The organism is Chitinophaga agrisoli (assembly GCF_008386695.1).
Classification (GTDB): domain Bacteria; phylum Bacteroidota; class Bacteroidia; order Chitinophagales; family Chitinophagaceae; genus Chitinophaga; species Chitinophaga agrisoli.
On sequence record NZ_VUOC01000002.1, the window covers coordinates 1252882 to 1273091 of the forward strand.

Here is a 20210-nt window from a genome sequence, read left to right on the forward strand (position 1 = left end):
GTGCTGGCTATCTGTTCTATCTATATTGTTCACTTAATAAACAGACAGGTTGGTTTTTTACAAGATCAAAAATCAGATCAGCTTTTTTACGATATCCCGCGCCCTCACAATAGGCCAGGTATCGCTGTGTACCTTGTTCCCGATCAGGGCGCCTTCGAATAAGGTATAGATCTCATCGGCCAGCCGCTCTTTATGGATGGGTTGCAGTATTTCCGCAAACAGCTGTCTTACGGTATCCTTTTGGTATTTGACCTGCTCCCGTATGCGCACCGCATCTTCCGGCAGCTCATATACGATGTTCAGGAAATTGCATCCAAAGAAATCCTTTTGCTGTACCAGCCCCTCCAGGTAATCAAATATGGCCACTACTTTATCCCGGGGCTCATTTACCTCATCGGCTGCCGCCTTAAGGGCCGCATGGGTCTTTGCCCCGGTTTCCTCCAGGTATGCCATCAGTAGGTCTTCTTTTGATTTGAAGTAATGGTACAGTGAAGATTTTGCGATGCCAGCTTCGTCCACTATCTGGTTAATGCCTGTGTTGCTGTAGCCCTGTCTGTAGAACAAACGGGTAGCAGTGCCCACAATTACCTCTCTGATCGATTTCTTTTTCATGTGTCAAAGGTATAGAAATATTTCCAAAACAGACAAGTCTGTTTTTAATTATTTTTAAAATAACGGGAAGAAAGAGGATAGCAGAAATGGCGGGGGTATAAAGATCAGGTGGAGGTGTTTGTTAAGAAGACCGACAGCTGCGTTCTAAACTAATGTTGATGGATGCGTTCTAATAAAACGCGGCTGATAATCGCCACAAACGGCATGATCACGGCGGCTTTGACAATACTGCATCCGCTGAAGAGCGAACGCTAAAAAGCCAGGACGGTTAATGATGATGGTAATTGATGCTTACAACAGCTTGTTAACAATATTACGTGCGGATCTGATGGGCCATACATCATCATGTACTTTGTTACCTATCAAAGCCCCTTCAAATAGCGTATACAGCTCGTCGGCCATGGCTTCTTTCTGAACGGGTTTCAGAATGCGGGCAAACAGGTTCCTTACATTGTCTTTTTGTTTCTTGATCTGTTTCCTTACCCGGACCGCTTCCTTGGGCATTTCGGAAACTATATTAAGGAAATTACAGCCGTAATACTCTTTCTGCTGCACCAGATCATCCAGGTAATCAAATACGGCCAGCACCTTATCTTTGGGATCCTCGTGTTTATCCGCGGCTGCTTTCAGGGCGGCGTCCGTCTCTGCCCCTGTTTCCTCCAGGTATACCATCAACAGGTCTTCTTTAGACTTGAAATTCTGGTATAAAGAGGTTTTTGAAATGCCGGCTTCCTCAATGATCTGGTTAATGCCCGTTCCGTTGTATCCCTGTTTATAAAATAAACGTGTTGCTGTATCTATGATAGTCTGCCTGATCACATTCTTTTTCATGATGCAAAAGTATGGCAATAATTGGAAACAGACAAGTCTGTTTGGAATGATGTCTCTCCCGGTGGCAACGGGCTGTGGCAGGTCATCTTTAGAGCAGCCGGCTGGAGCGTTCAGAAGATAGTGGTTTTTAATACATAGCGGGATACATCAATAAAAGCCAGGTATTATTTTAATCCTTTTTATGTGGCTTATGCTCCGCTTTTTTATGTGTGGAATCTGCCTTTGTTTTCTCCTCCTCTTTCATGGTCCGGTCTACATCCGGTTTGGTCATGGGCAATTCTGTGGGGGGCTTACTTTTTTTGGGGGCCTTCTTATACTTTCTTTCCTTTTGTTCCTTTTGTGGCTTTTCTACGTTTTGCGCATAGGCGCTTATGGAAAAAGCAAGCATAGCTGCCAGCAGGCCGGTGGAGATCTTTTTCATGATTGGGGTTTGTAAGACTAAGATACGCCCTTTTTACGGCAGAGCGATCATCCGGCAGCCCGGGGCTTTGCCTATTAGCTTATTCCACCCAAATGATACTATCATCACCTAAAACAGGTTCACCAACTGATACTATATTACCAATAATGGCTATTCCAACCTTTAACGAACCTAAAGCGAAGGAAAAGGCAAGGTAAAGCTTTAGCAAAATGGGGTAAAATAACATTAGAAAGGGCCGGTTTGAAAGTGACAGCACTTTCAGACCGGCCCTTGCGGTACTCTAAATTTAACGTATTTTCTCTACTCCCTGCCAGGCATATTACGCGGGTCTGCCTTGGCCTTCAGCTCATATTCTTTGGGCGGCTCCGCAGATAATAGGTTGCGCACAAAATAATCCCAGCGGCGGCGCATCATATACGGGCCAAAAGCGCCGTAACCGTGCGGGCTGTTGGGGAATATCACCAGGTCATAGTCCTTATTGGCTTTTTCCAGCGCTTCCACTACCAGCAGGGTATTGTAAGGCGGCACATTGTTATCCATCATCCCGTGGGCCAGCATCAGCTTACCTTTGAGGTTCTTTGCGTAGTTCTGGTTGGCCTGGGCGGCATAATCGGAGTTGGCTACCAGCCCGTTATAACGCTCGCCCCAGTCATCCTCATAATTGCGGTTTTCATGGTTACCAGATTCAGAGATCCCTACTTTAAAGAAGTCCGGGTAGCGGAACATCGCCGCCGCCGTGGCAAAACCGCCGCCGGAGTGGCCCCAGATACCAATACGGGTAGTATCCATATACTCATACTGTGCGGCCAGCTGGCGGATGCCGCCTATCTGGTCCGGCAGGGTGTTTTCTGCCATATTACCATAGCTCATATCATGGAAGCTTTTGGAGCGCAGCGGGTTGCTGGTGCCTTCCAGTATTACTACGATAAAGCCTAGCTCCGCCAGCGCCTGGTGATCGCCGCGGGAAGGGCTAAAGTACCAGTTACCGGCTATACTGCCGCCCTGCGGGCCGGGGTAGATATAGTCGATCACCGGGTATTTCTTTTGCGGATCCAGTTGCGTGGGTGTGAATAACATACCATAGATCTCTGTTTTGCCGTCATGCGCTTTTACGGAAAAAGGTTTGGGCGCTTTCCAGCCGGTAGCGGTCAGGCGGGACAGGTCCGCTTTTTCAAGGTTAACGGCCAGTTTGCCGCTCATGTTGCGCAGTACTGTCACCGGCGCTACATCCGGCTGAGAATACGTATCAATAAAGTAATCGCTGGCAGGGGCCAGGGATACCTGGTGAATACCTGCTTCCGGCGTTAACAGGGTAAGACCCTTGCCATCAAACCCGGTTTTATAGAAATGCGTGAAATAGGGATTGCCCGGCTCACGACCATTGGCCATAAAATACAGCTGGCGGTTCTTTTCATCTACCTTGATCACCTTCGTTACTACCCAGTCGCCCTGGGTGATCTGGTTCTTCAGTTTACCGGTGGTAGCGTCAAATAAATAGAGGTGGCCCCAGTTATCGCGTTCGGAGTACCAGATAATTTCGTTGGAGGCTTTGAGGTAACGCCAGTTAATAGCGCCCTGGCCGGACTCAAACTGGGTAGCCACGGTCTCTTCCAGTACCTCGCGTACAGCGCCGGTGCCGGCGTCCGCAATCCGCAGCTTTTCCTGCTTATGGTCGCGGGAGGTGGAGAGGAAGGCCAGCTGGGTATTATCATCGCTCCAGTCTACATCATCGAAGGTGCCGCTGCTGGATATATCATCGCTCAGGGAGGCGCGGTGCGGGTCCGGCGCTGCCTGTATATTGATCACTTTAGCGTTGTCCACGTCAATGATCACGCGGTGGATCATAGCAATTACGGAGTCGCCCGGTAAGGGGTATTTCCAGGCCTTTAAAGTAGGGGTACCTACGTTGGTGGTCACCAGGTACATTTCGCCTACATTACGCTGATCCTGTTTAAACGTGGCGATCTTACGGGAGTCGTGCGACCAGCGCAGTACCGGACGGTCGCTGCTGCTCCAGCCGGCATTGTCTGTGGCATAGCCAAAGTCCTTAATACCGTCTGTAGTGAGCTGTGTTTCTTTACCGGAGCTTAGATCGCGCACCCACAGGTTATCTGCCTTAATAAAAGCAGCGCGTTTACCATCCGGGGATACTACGGCGTTACCGGTGGGTACAGGCCCTCTCCTGCCGCCTGGCCGTACGGCGTTACTGGCCATTACAGCCGTGCCGTTATCCTGGCTGCAGGCATAACTTTGAAGATCGCATTTCCATTGTTTGCCATCAGTATGGAAGATGATGGACTTACCATCCGCAGCAAAACTAAAGGACTGGAAGGGCAGCATAGCGGCGGTATACTGCTGGCCGGTAGCGGCAGATAGCGCCGTGGCCAGCTTCTGCTGGTCAAAAGCAGCAGCGCGGGTTCCCTTGGCGGGATTCACCAGTATGAACTCGCTGCCCTGGGCAGTTAATACACGGTACCAGAAACGCCCGTCCGGCAGCCAGTTAGGCACAACGCCGTTATGATCCACCAGTGGCTCGGTGTTATAACTCAGCATGCGCTCCGCCTGTTCATAGTCTTTTACCGTTAATGCCTGGTGTTGTTGGGCATAGGTGGCCATCGTAGCAGCCAAAAATGCTGAAGTCAGTGAGAGTCTAATCATTATCAATGCAAAAAAACTGTTAAAGATGGTTGATTGAGCGCGGAATATACAGGAAATTATCACATCCGCATGGGGATATTGTACGAGTGGTAAGCGGGCATGGAGAGGCTTACGGGCTAACAAACGGCCTTAATAAACAGGGCTCAGGGGTGCAGGATGACTGCACTATACGGGGCGCCGCCAGGTAAGGTCAGCGGCGCGGGTTACGGCTATACGGTCCAGGTGGGCTATACGGTTGGAGCTACAGCCAGGTACTGGTGAAACCAGTCTGTGGTAGCTTCCATGACCACATCCATGGCCTGTCCTTCTACGAACATCTGCCCGGCGCCGGCTATCTCCAGCAATTGTTTGGGGCATTGCAGGTGCTCAAAGGCGGAGCGGTTGTGTTTTAGCACGTGATGGTCCATACTCCCGGCTATCAGCAGCGTAGGCGCTTCTATCTCCGGCAACACATCCGTTACCAGGTCCGGGCTGCCGCCGCGGCATACGATGGCCTGTACCTGCGGCCGTTGTGAGGCGGCTTTTAAAGCGGCGGCCGCGCCTGTGCCGGCGCCAAAATAGCCCATGCTCAGCTGCGCGGTGCGGGGATTGCTTTCCAGCCATTCTGTTACGGCCATCATGCGGTCTGTCAGCAGCTTAATGTCTACGCGCGTATAATAGTAGGCAATATCCTCCTCGTGGGTAAGCAGATCCAGGAGCAGGGTGCTATACCCCTCCTGCTGCAGTTGATAGGCTACTTTCTTATAACGTTTGCAAAACCGGCTGCGGCTGCTGGCGTGTGCAAAAATGACGATAGCATTGCTACCCTGAGGCAGCGTTAACTCTGCCTCGAGGGAAGCCCTCCCGACAGGTATCCTTACGGTATCATGAAAAAAGCGTTTCATATAACAAAGCTATGAAGTGTTGCCCTTTCGGGTAAATGACGGTGATCATACGGAAATATAATTCTCATCAGCAGGCGGCCGGTTATCAGGCGTACCGGCACGTGGCCGTGTCTATAAACAGTATGCAGGTCCCTTTAAAACAATGTAAATGATTCTTATATATCTATAACCTTTAAACTGGTAAAAATGTTCGGAGATGGGGAAAAATCCAATGCCGGCGCGCTTATTTAGCAGCAGCGGTAATACCGCCTGGCCATCGTGGCACAAAATATGTAATTAATTTTTGCCCAACAGCTTAATCTTCACTCTAAACCTGTAATAAGATGAAGTCCGGTCCTATCATTATTATAGAAGACGACGCTGATGATAAAGCTATTATGGAAGATATTATAAGGGATCTGAACGTACGCAACCAGCTCATCTGGTTCAGCAACTGTGATGATGCCTGGCAATACCTGAAGGTTACCACAGAGCAGCCCTTTATCATCTTCAGCGATGTGAATATGCCACGGCAAAGCGGCATTGAATTCAAAAAGCAAATAGATACGGATGAGCACCTGCGGAAGAAAAGCATTCCCTTTATCTTCTATTCCACCGCGGTGAACCAGCAGGCTGTAAATAAAGCCTATACAGAGATGACGGTACAAGGCTTTTTCCAGAAGCACAGCACATATGATACCATGAAAAATGATCTTAAACTGATCATTGACTACTGGACCGTTTGCAGGCACCCCAACACCATATAATAATTATTTCCGTCCTCTCGTCACCAGGAAGATGATAAAGCCTATCACGACGGCCACTATCAGTATGCCTGTCCATACGCCGGCCTTAAAGATACCGCCTATTACTTCGCAGCTGCTAAACATCATTGCCATTAAAACCATCATGCCATAAGTAACCTGTTTCATAGATCATTGATTTGGTGATATAAACATGGTTTGCATATTCTATGCCGGTTTAAGGAACATGTATCAGCGCGCTATTACTATCGTTTATTGGGTAAATTCTTCTACAATCCGGAACTTATTACTCAGGAGATAACCGCCTGGATCTTAAATACACCACGGTCCTGTTCAGGTAAGGAAACAGTGCGATCAGCAGCAGCGTGCCCACCAGCACTACGGCCATCCATTGATAATAATCCATGGCAAAACGAAGCTGCCCCTGGCCGTTAATGGCGTTTACCAGCAATTTACCGGAGGCCCTGGCAGCCTTGCCGGGCAGCATACCCCTTGTTTGCAGTGCGCTTGCCTGTGCGCTCATTGTATGTAACACCGGGGAATCTATTTTGGTAAGATGATCCTGGAAAGCGTTGTAATGCCGGCTTCTTGAAAACAGCTCTGCGTAGTTGATGATGGCAATGCTTACACAAAAGCCCAGGTAACGCATCAGTAGCAACATAGCGGAAGCAGAAGGCCCCATCACCACCGGCACGGATGAAATCGTGTATACGATCGTAGGCGTCATGATCATCCCTACTCCTAAGCCCTGTACAAAAAGTGGGATGAAATATTTATCCGGATCTGCCTGCACATCAAACAAAAAGAACATATGCACATGAAAGACCAGCAACAATAAAAAGCCGGGCAGCCAGATATAACGGATCCGTTTTTGTAACAGGATCATACAGCAGGATATGATTGCGCCTGTTATCAGCCCTGCCATATTCAGCACGTTGATGTAGGATATATGCATGGGATCAAAGCGTAACACGGTAGCAAAAAAACTGTTGGTGATACCGGACGCAAAGCGGCAGATGTACATCACAAAAAGCACCAGCAGCCCTATCTTGCAATTACGGAAACGGAATACGCCCAACTGCAGGTAAGGCCGTTTCAGGCTGCGCTGACGAAGCGTATACAATATGGCTAATCCCCCAACGGCCAGTGCGCTGTACCGGATCCGGAGATCTTCCAGCCAGTAATATTCCTGGCCATATATACATATATAACCAATAAGACAAAGCAGGGTACCATAAAGGGTAAAGCTCTGCCAGTCCAGCTGGTACAACGGGAACCGCACGTTAAGGCGCACATTGTTCATAGACAGCAGCAACAGGCACAGACAGGGCAGGTAAGAGAACACCGCCGCTTTATACACGGTATTGAAGTCATAAGCGTCAATCAGGTCTGCCGTCACCAGGTTGTTAAACGGCACTGTACATAACAGGATACAGAAAAACACGGAAAAGCCCACTTCCCTGGCGCGTTCACTGCGCAACCGGGTAAACATTAATGCCAGCGACAGGTTCACCACGCAGGAAAACAACATGCCCTGTATAAACCGTACCGGAAAAAAGATATACAGCTCATGGGTATAATAACATACCAGGCAGGCGATCATCTGCAGGAAAGTAAAGAGGATAAAATATTCCTTTGCCGCCAGGTAGCTGAAAAAACGGCGCTCCAGGCCGGCAAACCCGGCGTAGCCCGCATAGAACAATGCCACGCCAAATTGTATATCTGCCGGCTCGCCGCCATAATAACCCGCCGCCGCGTTGATGTTTGCCAGGGGCAGGAAAAAGAGCACGATACTGGGCAGGATCAGCACAAACAATATCACTTTCACCAGCCAGTCCGGCGCCCATTGGCGGAAGATGGGAATACCGTTAGTCATGCTGCTGCTTTTTAGGGATGTACACGTTCACGTTCATCCCAACCTTTAGCACATCAATATCTTTACGGACGCCATCTACACGGATGCGGACGGGTATACGCTGTACGATCTTTACATAGTTACCGGTAGAGTTATCGGGCGGCAGCAGGGAAAAGCTGGAACCGGTAGCCGGCGAGAGGGAGATAACGGTGCCTTTAAAATCCTGGTTGGGATAGGCGTCTGCAATGATCTTTACGGCATCACCTACACGCATATGCGCCACCTGCGTTTCTTTAAAATTGGCCACTACCCATTTGTCTGTTTCATTATTTACGATAAAGGCCAGCACTTCCCCCGCATTGATCATCTGGCCCGGCTCTACGGTCCGCCTTCCCATACGGCCATCGTAGGCGGCGGTTACCACGGTATAGCTTACATCCAGTTTGTGCCGGTCCAGCAGGGATCTTAGCCGGGACAGGTCTGCCATCACTACTGTTTTCTCTGCCTGTATATCCTCTATCCGGGAAACGGCCGCACCGTAATTATCCTGCGCGGACTGGTATTCGCTGTTGTCTACGTCCAGGGTAGATTGTACATTCTCCAGCTGCTGCCGTGTGGCGGATTCCTCGTTGAACAGCTGCTGGTAACGGTCATATTCCAGCTGTTGTTTCCACACTTTGGCCTTACTGGCCGCTATCTGGGCTTTTGCAGCGCCGGCGGTTTTCTCCAGCGTATGCGTATTGCTTTCCAGTACCTGCAGCTGCGCCATGGATTTTTGGATAGCGGCCTCCGTTTGGGCCTGCTGCAGGGTGTATTCCCGGTTATCGATCAACAGCAATGTGTCGCCTCTTTTCACCAGCTGATTCTCTTCAAATTTTACGGCTACGATAAACCCGCCGGCCCTGGCAATTACCGGGTTTACATATTCCTGTACCTGGGCGTCATTGGTTTCCTCATAGATATAGTAGGCCCATAAGGTACGTACGCCCCAGATGGTCAGTGCTATGATGACAAGACCCGCTATCCAGCCGGTGATCTGGGTGATGATCCGGTCTGTAACTGTGTATTTCTTTTTCATGATAATTAAAGGATGCCTGTAATGTTTTGAAGCAGATAATATTTGTGCTGTGCTTTGATCCTGGCGGCAGCCAGCTCAAAGCGGGTCTGCAGCACCTGTATATCTGCGTCCAGCAGATCGGTGATCAGGGATGTATGATTGAAATAGGTATTCCGCATGATACGCGCATTCTCTTCTGCCTGGGTCACATTCACTTCTGCTACGCTTATCTGGATCAAGGCTTCTTTGTAACGCAGGTATGCCTCTCTGACCTGTTGGCGTACTTTATCTTCCATATCCTTATGCGCGGTCTCTTCCCTTTCCAGCTCCAGCCGGGCGGCCCTCAGCTTGTGCGTGTTATGGTACAGGGCGGAGATGGGATACGAGACCTTTACCCCGCCTATGCCCAGCGAGTACCAGTAAGGATTGTATGGGTACAGGAAGATCTGCGGATTGGCATAATAAAAATCCCCATAGATACCGGCCCTTGGGCGTGTATTGGCTTTTATCTGGCGCACGTGTATTTCGCTTAAAGCCGTTTCCTGTTCTGATACATGATAAGGGAAGGAGTGCCGGAGCGCATCTGTGAGCCATTGTTCATAAGGAATACCGGCGTCCTGGTCTGCCTGCAGGTCCAGGGGTTTTATCACCCGTTCATCCGGTTCGCCCATAATGATATTGAGCTTTTGCGTGGCGATGAGGATATCGTTCTCTATCTGTACCAGTGTAAGCTTGCGTTTGGAGAGGTCCAGCTCTACGCGCAGCACATCGCTTTTTAGCACGGTGCCGTGTTTGTAGAAGGCTTTGATCTCTGTGAGCTGTTTTTCCTGGTCTGCTATATCCTTTATGATAAGCATGCGGAAAATAAAGGACTGTTGCAGCTCCAGGTACAGGGCGGCTGTTTTGTAGCGGATCTCTGATACCGCCTCATCCTCCCTGATCTGCGCAATCTGGTGCAGGGTCTTATCCTCCGCAATTTTCAGGTTGAGCTTATTACCGTTATAGATATCCAGGTAAAGGTCTGCCCCTACTTTATACAGGGTATGGATCACTTCATGCTGGGTGGGATGGGAGAACAGGCCGTGCTCATAGATGGGGATATTGGTGGCTTTCTCCATACTGGCCATTACGCCCAATTCCGGGTAACGTTCTGTTTGGGCATCCCTGATCTCTTCGCCGGCAATACCGGTTGATAGTTTTTTGATCTCAATAAACCGGCTGTGGGCGGCTGCTTTTTGCCAGGCTTCCGGCAGGGATAGGGATAAAGTATCCTGTTGACTGTAGGTCCTGATGCTCACTGTCATCAGCAAGACCCAAAAAAAGACAATGTTTCGCTGTTCCATAATGTTATCGGGCAGCAAAATTATAGCAGCAGGGCTTGTCCTTTTTCGCCTAAATAGTCAATATGTTCATCATTCCGGCCAAATTAAAAATTAACTTTGGGGCATGGGATTAATCGCTTCATTACCGGATATCAACAAACAGAAGAACGCGGTATTTGTGATGCATGAGAAGTCTGAAAAGCTGATCCCCCTGCATACGCATACCAAGGGGCAGCTGAGTTATACAGAGGGCGGTATTGCTTATATCACCATCGATTACCATACCTATGTGGTGCCCGCCCGGCATTATTTCTGGATCCCGGCCGGCATGACGCATGTGTTACGCGTTGGCCATTCTGCCACGGTGTTACGCTCCCTTTATTTTTATGATCATGATGATGACCGGCATCCTTTTTACAGTCAGCTGGGTATCTACCCCGCCAGCGAGTTGCTGATACAGATGATCAATTATTCTGAGCGGTGGGATGGCCGTCATGTGACCAGCAAAGACGATAATTTTGAGTTCCTGGTGGCATTAAAGAACCTGCTGCCGGAGCTGAATAACAAGGCGCTGCCCATTGTGCTGCCTATTACGGACGATGAGCAGATGCAGTCCATCATCAAATACCTGGAGCAGAATATAGGGGAAAAACTAAGCCTTGAAAGTGTAAGCCGCCGGTTCAATATGAGTGAGCGGTCTATGTCCCGGTTATTCCAGGCCAATTTAAAGATCTCGTTCCTGCAGTATCTTAAAACCCTGCGGATGGTGAAGGCAATAGAGATGATCTTAAAAACAAACCGGCCGATAGGCGATATCGCTTTCTCGGTCGGTTATAATACCATTGGTTCTTTCAGTGATACTTTCCGGGAGTTTACGCACTCACGCCCTTCGGATTTCCGGAAGGGTTAGTGCTTAGCTGGGCCAGTGTATAGCCGCCTATTGCCATTACCAGGTCACGCACGGCCACGTCCAGGTAATGCCCGCCTGCCAGCAGCTGCAATGCGATACAGATGAGCCAGGCCATTACCAGGTATCCACCCGGTTTAGGGCGTAGCAGCACCAGTACCCCGGCTATGATCTCAATTACGCCTACCACTTTCATAAAAACGGACGGATCGATGGGGATCAACCCTTTATTCAGGTAATCTGCCCAGTTAGTGAGGAGGTTCGTAAATTTGTCTAAGCCGGCCACTATGGGTACTAATCCATAAGTAAGCTGCAGCGTCTTTTGAAGCTGTTTTAAGGTTGCCATAATCAGTATTTTTAGTCTACCCATTAGAGGAAACAGGGTGAAAAAGGTTACAAAGTTTTTTTTGCCGGATGATTGTAACCTTTTGCCGCTGCCTGCATCTAAAGACGTATATGACCATACAACCGGACATCATCACCAGCGACTACTCTGATGAGCAGCTGCTTGCCAGGATCCTGGGAGGCGAAAAAAAGCTTTTCGAAGTGATCATCCGCCGGTACAATCAGCGGCTGTACCGGGTAGGCATGTCTATCCTTGGCAACGATACGGAGGCGGAGGACGCCATGCAAACTGCTTATATCAGCGCCTATGAGCACCTGGCCCAGTTTGAGGGCCGTTCCTCACTGGCCACCTGGCTTACCAGGATCATGATCAACCAATGCCATCAACAGCAACGCAAAACCCGCCCTGTTAACAGTAATGTTGAACCATCTGATAATTTTGTGAATATGCAGACACCGGCACATGTTTTAGCTAATAAGGAGTTGAGCGCCGTTCTGGAGCAGGCCATTACCCGGCTGCCGGAAAAATACCGGCTTGTTTTTGTGTTACGGGAAATGGAGGATATGTCCGTAAGGGAAACCTCCGCCGCCTTAAATATAGAGGAAACGAATGTGAAGGTGCGGCTCAACCGGGCCAAGACCATGTTAAGGGAAAACCTGAACAGTTATATGAAGGATCATGTGTTCAGCTTCCATCTTAGCCGCTGTGATAAGGTGGTGCAACATGTAATGCAACACCTGGGAATTGTATAGGTAAGCGCCTCTTTGCCGCCCCTTTCTATAAATTTCTCCCCGCCCCTTTTTTTAGCCCCGGAAATTCCCTAAAATTGGGGGGCATGCCTGTAATGATCACCGACCATGACCTGCTTAAAAAGCTGAAAGAAGGGAACGAGCCCGCTTTCAGGGAACTGTATGCCCGGTTTAGCAGGCAGGTGCTGGCCTTTGCGTATCATATGACACATTCCTCCATTGATGCGGAGGATATTCTCCAGGAAACCTTCCTGCGCCTGTGGACGGGGCGGGAACAGCTGCCGGAGGTGCTGCATGTGGGCAATTATATCTTTACCATTGCCCGTAACAAGACGGTAGACCACCTGCGTAAAGTATCCCTGCAGCAAAGACTGCTGGACCAGGTATGGGCCAATATCTCCGAAAGCTCCAACGAGCTGGAGCTGCAGCTGGAAGCCCGGGAAAGCAATACCCTTATCCGCCAGGCGCTGGCGCAGTTATCCCCCCAGCAACAGACCGTTTTCCGGCTAAGCCGGCAGCAAGGCCTTAGCCATGAGGAGATCAGCCGGCAGCTTTGCCTGTCCAAAAGCCGGGTAAAAAACCTGCTGGTAGAGATCCTTAAATACCTCCGTACCTACCTTTCCCAGCACTCCCTGTTGCTGCTGATCCTTTACCTGCTGGCTGCTACCATGCTCCGCTAAAAATATTTTAGATTTTCACGGTCCTTCTTTTCCGCCCATCCGTCTTTATCTATATAAGGAGTTCCACTATGCCGAAAAACGGTTCCCGCATCACGTATCTATTGCAACGCTATGCCAGCAAGACCTGCTCCCGTGAAGAGCTGGAAGAGTTATTCGCTTATATAGCCAGTCAGCCGGAAGACAGCACCCTCCACGAGTTTATGGAAACAGCCTGGCAGGAGCAGCAGCCTGGCGCAACAGTGCCGGATGTAGACCTGAACAGCGTATACCACAACATTATTCCCACTACGCCTGTTAAACGGGTGTTCCCCTTCCGTTATGCCGCAGCAGCCGCATTATTACTGGCCGTGGCCACACTGGCTTTCCTATGGCAACGGCCCAACCGTACATCGCCCCAGGACCTGCCGGCCATACAGCAACCGGTTGCAGTTATTTCGCCTGGCAGCAATAAAGCGGTGCTTACACTGTCCAACGGCGCTACCATCACCCTGGACAGCAGTGGCCAGCAGGTGATCAGTGGCGGTAACGGCAACCAGATCACCCAGCAGAACGGGCAGCTGGTATATGGCGCAGCCGCCACGGCGGATCATATCCAGTACCATACTTTAAGCACGCCCCGGGGCGGCCAGTTCAGGCTTACCCTGCCGGATGGCACCAAGGTATGGCTGAATTCCGCCTCCTCCCTCCGTTATCCCACCGCCTTTAAAGGCGCGGAAAGGGAAGTGGAGCTGCAGGGACAGGGGTATTTTGATGTAGCACAGAACGCCGCACAGCCGTTTAAAGTCAAAGTGAATACTGTGGAAGTACAGGTACTGGGCACTGGCTTTGATATTATGGCCTATGGCGATGAAGCCACCATTAATACCACCCTGGTCTCCGGCGCGGTACAGGTAAAAAGCGGCAATAACCTGCAACGCCTGCAACCCGGACAGCAGGCCGTATTTAACCAGCAAAGCCATGCGCTGAGCGTGCAGGAGGCAGATGTAGATAAGATCACCGCCTGGAAAAGCGGCCTGTTTGTGTTCAACAATATGACGCTGACGGCTATACTACGTGAGGTGGCCCGCTGGTATGATGTAGAGATAGCGTATGATACTACGCCCAGCACGGAATTATATGGCGGCGGTATTTCCCGCAGCCTGCCGCTGGCAGATGTGTTAAAGCTGCTGGAGGCCAACGGGTTCAATCATTTCAGGATAGCGGGCAGAAAAGTGATCGTGCTGCCCTGAGTACAAGAAGATATACACAACCAAAATACAACAACCAGGATCAGAAAAAAACCGGCCCCGACTGCCATCGGAAACCGGTTGAACATCTGGCATTGAATAATCGCTGAAAGATCAATCATTTACCAAACACCACAAAAGTATGCAATTCAATTGTAATGCTTTAGCCCGCTATTGCCGCGGGCTATCAACCAAAATTTCCCGTGTCTTAGACCGGGACTTAAAAAGAAAGCTCATTATGCAGATCAAAGGAACCGCATTCCTGCTCCTGGCCACCTGCCTCCACGTTACCGCCGCGGTGTACTCGCAACGGGTCACGCTGTCTGTGAAGAACACGCCGCTGCAAAAGGTGTTTGCCGCCGTGATCACACAAACGGGCGTATCCATCGTGTACTCAGAAAAAGTGCTGTCCGGCGCCCGTCCCGTATCTATTAATGTAAAGGATGTATCCGTGCAGGAAGTACTGGAGCTATGCCTTAAACAGCAGCAGCTTACCTATACGCTGGAGGGCAACAGTTTTGTGATCAAACGTACCCCGCCGGATAAAGCGCCGCCCAACCTGGCAGATACCACCATTACCGTTAGCGGTACCGTTACCGGCGGCGGCTCGCCATTGCCCGGCGCTACCATTATGGTGAAAGGCAGCGGCAAAGGCACGCAAACCAATGAGCATGGCCAGTTCCGGCTGAGCGGCGTACCGCCCGGCGGCACGCTCACCATCAGCAATATTGGTTTTGTGACCAGCGAAATGCCCGTGCCTGCCAGCGGCACGCTGCAGGTGACCTTAACGGAAGACACCAAAAACTTTAACGAAGTAGTGGTGGTAGGCTACAGCGATAAAAAGAAAAGCGAGCTTACCAGCGCCGTTAGCGTGGTATCTTCAGAAAAGCTGAAGGATGTGACCACCAACGATGTGGGCTCCATGCTGCAAGGCAAGGTAGCCGGCCTGCAGGTGATCAACAGCTCCGGCGTACCTGGCAGCTCCGCAGAGATCCGGCTCAGGGGCGTATCATCTGTAAACGCCTCCCAAAGCCCGCTGTATGTGGTGGATGGCATCATTGGCGGTAATTTTGACCCTAATGACGTTGATAACATCACCGTACTGAAAGATGCCGGCGCTACCGCCATGTATGGCTCACAAGCCAATGCCGGCGTGATCATCGTGACCACTAAAAAAGGCCGCAGCGGTAAAACGCGTTTCGAAGCCAAGGTGACCACGGGTTTCCGTCAACCGGATTTTGGCAAGATGACCATGATGGATGGCCCGCAATTATATGAGCAGCATAAACAGTTCTACCGTGATTACATTCCCGGCGCTGCGGATAACTCCTATAAGATAGACCTGTTAAAATTTTACGAAGAGCGCCCGCGCGACCTGCGTAACCAGGACTATAACTGGCTCAACGCTATGTTCCGCAGCGCGCCTGTGCAGAATGTATACATCGCCGCCAGCGGTAGTAATGAGAAGAACGAATACTATAGCAGTATCTCCTATTACAATGAGAAAGGTACTTTCCTCAATACCAATTTCCAGCGTATTAATGTGCGCGGTAACTCCACGCATCATTTTTCAAAGGCAGTAAGCGTTACCAATAATATTAACCTGAGCGCCTCTACCGGTAAGAGTTTTAACTATGAAGATGTGTATTACGCCTACCTGAACCTGCCCTGGGATAATCCTTATGACGCCAATGGGCAGCCGGTGTATGTGGATGGCAACAGCCCGTTCAAATGGTGGTCCAGGGATAAGGTGAACCCTATCCATACTATTCAGAACTCCAACCATCCTTATAAAAGCTTTAACGCCAATTATGACCTGAACCTGAATGTACAGATCACAGACTGGCTCTCCTTTTCCAGCAACAACCGCGGCGCGGTGAGTTATAACAAGGCTACGGATTATTATTCTCCCCTGGTGGCCGGACTGTATAACGGACAAGGTTTCCTGAATGAGCTGGGCACCCTGAGTTATGGCGTGATCTCCAACGATCTGCTGAAATTCAATTTCCGTATGGGCGATCACTCCATCAGCGGCCTGGCCGGTATTGCCATAGAGAACAATAAAACGGAGGTGGTAGGCGCATCCGGTAAAGGGTTACCGGAAGGGCTGAAGGTGCTGAACGTAGTATCCAATACGCAGCTGGTGAACGGGTTTAATGATCAGACCATCCTGCAATCCTTGATATCACAGGTAAGTTACGGGTATAAGGAAAGGTATTTCCTTACCGGCTCTTACCGCGTGGATGGCTCAACCAATTTCCCCGCCGCTAACCGCTACGGCTCTTTCCCGGCTATCTCTGCCGCCTGGCTGGTAAGCAATGAACCATTCCTGCAGCAGAACAGTATTGTAGATAACCTGAAGCTGCGCGCCAGCTATGGCGTAACCGGTACGCAGGATATTGGCTCTTCCCGTTACCTTGGATTATACGGCCTTAACAGCCAATACAATGGCGGTACCGCCGCTACGCCTTTACAACTGCCCAGCCCTGACCTTACCTGGGAAAGCAAACACCAGCTGAATGCCGGTGTGGACCTGGGCCTGTTTAAACGCGTAAACCTGACGGTGGATGTGTATAACAACACCACTAAGAACCTGCTGCTGCAGGTATCCCAGCCGCTGTCCATCGGCTTTGAGCAGCGTTGGGAAAATGCCGGTGAGATCATCAACAAAGGCATTGAAATAGGCATTAACAGCGTAAACATCAAAACACGCAATTTTGAGTGGAGCACTGATTTTAACATCAACTTCAATTCCAATAAGCTGCAAAAACTGCCCAGCGATATTATCCGCACGCAGCCTACCTGGAGCATTTCCCAGATCTACCGCGATGGCGGCAACCTGTATGAGTTCTATATGCCCAAATGGCTGGGCGTAAATGCGCAAACAGGCGCCCCGCAATGGGAAGTGATCAACCGGGATGCCAGCGGCAAAGAGATCTCCCGCGAGGCTACTTCTAACTACGCCAGCGCCACCTACCAGGAAGTAGGATCTGCCCTGCCAAAATTCCAGGGCGGCATCAATTCCCAATGGAAGTACAAAAACCTGGCGCTGAGTGTGAACGCTTATTTCCTGTCCGGCAACAAGGTATTCAGCAATGCGCTGCGCTTTGTGATGAACGACGGTATAGAGCCTTACTATAACCAGATCGTACTGCCCAAGGATTACAGCACCTGGACCAAACCGGGCGATAATGCCACAGAGCCCAGTCCGCAGAATGCGGCCAACGCCACGGAAACCTCTACCCGTTACCTGAAGGACGGCAGTTTCCTGGCCATTCGTAACATAGCGCTCTCCTACTCCCTGCCAAAGCTGTGGGTAAGCTCTCTGAAGCTGGATGATGTGACCATTTCGCTCACCGCAGATAACGTATATACATTCACGAAGTTCCTGGGCCAGGACCCTAACACCACCATCACCAGCGATGCGTATGTGATGCCGGGCCTGTCTGACTTCAAGTATCCCAACAACCGCCAGTACCTGTTAAACATTAATGTCCGGTTCTAGGAAAAAAACTATTATCATGCGTACAAGATCCATACTCACCATACTATGTGCCGTGCTGCTGATGACGGGTTGTCTGAAAGACATTAACCCCAGCGACGCGCTCAATACCGGCGATCTCACCGGCTCCACACAAGGCCTGCAACAGGCCCTGAACGGCGCTTATGCCTTATTCAAGGACCATGTATCCTTTAACGGCACGGTAGACGGTAACAATATGTACCTGCGCCAGTACTTCCAGCTCAGCGATTTTGCCTCTGACGATATCGTGTGCGGACAAAGCACCACGGACCCGCTGTATTACAGCTTTTCGCTGGACCATACCGCCACACAGACCAATAGCCGTTATTTCTGGTATATCTCTTACAAGATCATCAACGACGCCAATACGGTGATAGAATCCGCGGCGAACATTGCCAACCCATCAGACCAGGTAAGACAGCTGGTAGGCGAATGTTATTTCCTGCGGGCTTTCTGTCATTTTAACCTGGCGCGTTTATTTGCCAGGCCCATTACGCAGGACCCTAACGGCGCCGGTATTATCCTGCGTACGGCTACCAGCGATCCTGCTTTAAAGGCCCGCGCTACCGTGAGCGAGGTATATGCCTCCGTAATAGCAGATGCGGAAGCCGGCGCAGCGCTGATGAACCAGCCGCGCGGCGTACAGTTTGGCTCTAAAGAAGCCGCCTATGCGCTGTTATCCCGCGTGTTCCTGTACCAGGAGAATAATGACAGCACTACTTACTATGCTGATAAAGTGATCGCCTCCAACCGCTTTAGCCTGGAAACAGCCGCTACTTTCCCGCAGCTGTTTGCCAATGCCATGGCCGGTAAGGAGACTATTTTCTGTGCCGCCTTTACCCCGGCGGACGATTATGGCAAAGCAGGCTCCATTGCCTCCATGCTATACTCTGACGGCAACTCCGGCTGGGGCGAGGAATATGCTTCCCAATCCCTGCGGGATACCATGGCAGTGCATCCGGAAGATGTGCGCTGGTCTTATATAGAGCCTTTAAAAGACGCCAACGGCGCCCTGCAAAAGAAGAACGGAATAGAGATCTATTATATCAAGAAATTCTCCGGCCAGGGAGGCAGCCCTACCCTAAGCTCCCCCATCCTGTTCCGGCTGGCAGAGATGTACCTGAACAAGGCGGAAGCCGCCGCTAAAAAAGGCAATGCCAATGAAGCGCTGGATAATGTGGACATGATCCGTAAAAATCGAGGACTGCAGAATGCTTTATACAACCATGTGCTGCCCGCCGGCAAAACCGCGCTGGATATCGTGCTGAAGGAAAGGCGTATTGAGCTGGCCTTTGAAGGCCACCGCAATTTTGATGTATACCGCAACAAGCGCAATATGAACCGCACCTACTGGGGTTATCATTTGCCGGGGCTTAAAGAATCAGACATTAACCTGGCAGTGGCGCCCGCCAATTACCAGAACATGATCATTAAGCCCGATGCGGCCCGTATCATCTATTACATACCGATCGATGAAGTGCAGACCAACAAACTGTGCCAGCAAAATCCTTAATCATTAATCCGTATTATCATGCAACTCAATAAATATATATACCTGAACCTGCTGCTGGTGATAATAGCAGCCGGCTGTAAAAAAGATGATACAGCGCCCTCTGCGGATATCGTGTATAAGGTAGATATAGTGGACCGCACGGTTACCTTCACCAATGAAACGGAAGGCGCCGTATCCTACAAATGGGATTTTGGCGATGGGGAAACCTCTACAGAAACCAGTCCGGTGCATACCTATCCCGGCAAGGGCAAGTATGTGCCTACACTATATGCCACCAACGCAAGCGGCCAGGTAGCAGAAGGCTCCACGGTGATCCATATAGCCAAAACATCGCCGGTAAAGCTGAATGACAACAGTTTTGCGGATTGGGACGCCGTAACGGATAATGTGGTACAGCCCGCTCCCGGCGAAACTTATTTTAAACAGCTCAAAATTGATTATGACGCTTCCTATATATATCTGTATTTTGAGGTGAATAGCAAAGAAGCCAATGGCGATATCTATGACTTTTACCTGGATACGGATAATGACGCCACCACCGGGTTCCTGTCAGGAGATTTCCCCGGTATGGGCGCTGATGTACTGATGGAAGGCACTATATTCGGTAACTGGCTGGATGCTTTTAACCACTCTGGGGCGCAGAATGCGTTTTCCTTTGATCCTACCGGGGTTACGGAATTTTATAGCCTTGGTTATAAGGCGCAGGATGCCGGCGTATTCAAATTTGAGATGCGCATTTCCCGCAGCAAGCTGAAAGGGCTGGCTGCCACCACGGCGTTTAAGATGGGCATCCAGGCGCTGAAAACAGGCTGGGCCGCCCTTCTTGGCCAGATACCGGCTAAGACCGGGGCCGCCATTGAGGTAACCTTCGAATAACCATTCA

The 20210-nt window shown here is 50.3% G+C and carries 18 protein-coding genes; 8 read left to right on the top strand and 10 right to left on the bottom strand.

Annotated elements, in window-relative coordinates; genetic code table 11:
* Nucleotides 1–72: 72 nt before the first annotated feature.
* From F0L74_RS12290 to F0L74_RS12310, 5 genes are all read right to left on the bottom strand, one after another.
* Nucleotides 73–612, bottom strand: a complete 540-nt coding sequence (locus tag F0L74_RS12290; protein WP_149838157.1) for a TetR/AcrR family transcriptional regulator — start codon at nt 610–612, stop codon at nt 73–75.
* Between the two features lie 291 nt (nt 613–903).
* Nucleotides 904–1443: a TetR/AcrR family transcriptional regulator gene (locus F0L74_RS34025; RefSeq protein WP_149838158.1), complete on the bottom strand. Its 540-nt coding sequence runs from the start codon at nt 1441–1443 to the stop codon at nt 904–906.
* A 169-nt stretch (nt 1444–1612) separates the two neighbouring features.
* The gene (locus F0L74_RS12300) at nt 1613–1864 is read right to left on the bottom strand and encodes a hypothetical protein (RefSeq protein ID WP_149838159.1); all 252 of its coding nucleotides are present in this window, start codon (nt 1862–1864) and stop codon (nt 1613–1615) included.
* Nucleotides 1865–2164: 300 nt separating this feature from the next.
* The gene (locus tag F0L74_RS12305; protein ID WP_246197689.1) at nt 2165–4492 is read right to left on the bottom strand and encodes a S9 family peptidase; all 2328 of its coding nucleotides are present in this window, start codon (nt 4490–4492) and stop codon (nt 2165–2167) included.
* Nucleotides 4493–4749: 257 nt separating this feature from the next.
* Entirely contained in the window at nt 4750–5406 is a 657-nt protein-coding gene (locus F0L74_RS12310; RefSeq protein ID WP_149838161.1) for a dienelactone hydrolase family protein, read from the bottom strand.
* A 323-nt stretch (nt 5407–5729) separates the two neighbouring features.
* On the opposite strand from F0L74_RS12310, the gene F0L74_RS12315 reads away from it, so the two are divergent.
* The gene (locus F0L74_RS12315) at nt 5730–6152 is read left to right on the top strand and encodes a response regulator (protein WP_149838162.1); all 423 of its coding nucleotides are present in this window, start codon (nt 5730–5732) and stop codon (nt 6150–6152) included.
* 3 nt (nt 6153–6155) lie between these two features.
* Here F0L74_RS12315 and F0L74_RS12320 read toward each other — a convergent pair whose 3' ends face one another.
* The 4 genes from F0L74_RS12320 to F0L74_RS12335 all read right to left on the bottom strand — a co-directional run bounded on the left by F0L74_RS12320 (nt 6156) and on the right by F0L74_RS12335 (nt 10404).
* The gene (locus F0L74_RS12320; RefSeq protein ID WP_149838163.1) at nt 6156–6317 is read right to left on the bottom strand and encodes a phosphatidate cytidylyltransferase; all 162 of its coding nucleotides are present in this window, start codon (nt 6315–6317) and stop codon (nt 6156–6158) included.
* A gap of 118 nt (nt 6318–6435) precedes the next feature.
* Complete coding sequence (locus F0L74_RS12325; protein ID WP_149838164.1) at nt 6436–8025, bottom strand: MFS transporter; 1590 nt, start codon at nt 8023–8025, stop codon at nt 6436–6438.
* Nucleotides 8018–9082: an HlyD family secretion protein gene (locus F0L74_RS12330; protein WP_149838165.1), complete on the bottom strand. Its 1065-nt coding sequence runs from the start codon at nt 9080–9082 to the stop codon at nt 8018–8020. The genes F0L74_RS12325 and F0L74_RS12330 overlap by 8 nt, the downstream gene beginning before the upstream one ends.
* A gap of 5 nt (nt 9083–9087) precedes the next feature.
* Nucleotides 9088–10404: a TolC family protein gene (locus tag F0L74_RS12335; RefSeq protein ID WP_149838166.1), complete on the bottom strand. Its 1317-nt coding sequence runs from the start codon at nt 10402–10404 to the stop codon at nt 9088–9090.
* Between the two features lie 103 nt (nt 10405–10507).
* Between F0L74_RS12335 and F0L74_RS12340 the strand changes: the two genes are divergently transcribed.
* Nucleotides 10508–11293, top strand: coding sequence for an AraC family transcriptional regulator (locus tag F0L74_RS12340; protein ID WP_149838167.1), 786 nt, complete (start codon nt 10508–10510; stop codon nt 11291–11293).
* Here F0L74_RS12340 and F0L74_RS12345 read toward each other — a convergent pair.
* Nucleotides 11256–11636 carry a hypothetical protein gene (locus F0L74_RS12345; protein ID WP_149838168.1) on the bottom strand — a complete coding sequence of 127 codons (381 nt, stop codon included), beginning with the start codon at nt 11634–11636 and terminating at the stop codon, nt 11256–11258. The genes F0L74_RS12340 and F0L74_RS12345 overlap by 38 nt on opposite strands.
* A 110-nt stretch (nt 11637–11746) precedes the next feature.
* Between F0L74_RS12345 and F0L74_RS12350 the strand changes: the two genes are divergently transcribed.
* The 6 genes from F0L74_RS12350 (at nt 11747) to F0L74_RS12375 (ending at nt 20203) form a co-directional block, all read left to right on the top strand.
* Nucleotides 11747–12388 (top strand): RNA polymerase sigma factor, encoded by a 642-nt coding sequence (locus F0L74_RS12350; RefSeq protein WP_188315979.1) that lies wholly within the window; start codon nt 11747–11749, stop codon nt 12386–12388.
* Between the two features lie 83 nt (nt 12389–12471).
* Nucleotides 12472–13065, top strand: a complete 594-nt coding sequence (locus F0L74_RS12355) for an RNA polymerase sigma factor (protein ID WP_149838170.1) — start codon at nt 12472–12474, stop codon at nt 13063–13065.
* Nucleotides 13066–13133: 68 nt separating this feature from the next.
* Complete coding sequence (locus F0L74_RS12360; protein WP_149838171.1) at nt 13134–14294, top strand: FecR family protein; 1161 nt, start codon at nt 13134–13136, stop codon at nt 14292–14294.
* 235 nt (nt 14295–14529) lie between these two features.
* Nucleotides 14530–17796, top strand: coding sequence for a SusC/RagA family TonB-linked outer membrane protein (locus tag F0L74_RS12365; protein ID WP_188315980.1), 3267 nt, complete (start codon nt 14530–14532; stop codon nt 17794–17796).
* 16 nt (nt 17797–17812) lie between these two features.
* Nucleotides 17813–19327 carry a RagB/SusD family nutrient uptake outer membrane protein gene (locus tag F0L74_RS12370; RefSeq protein WP_149838172.1) on the top strand — a complete coding sequence of 505 codons (1515 nt, stop codon included), beginning with the start codon at nt 17813–17815 and terminating at the stop codon, nt 19325–19327.
* Between the two features lie 18 nt (nt 19328–19345).
* Nucleotides 19346–20203 (top strand): PKD domain-containing protein, encoded by an 858-nt coding sequence (locus F0L74_RS12375; RefSeq protein ID WP_149838173.1) that lies wholly within the window; start codon nt 19346–19348, stop codon nt 20201–20203.
* Nucleotides 20204–20210 lie beyond the last annotated feature (7 nt).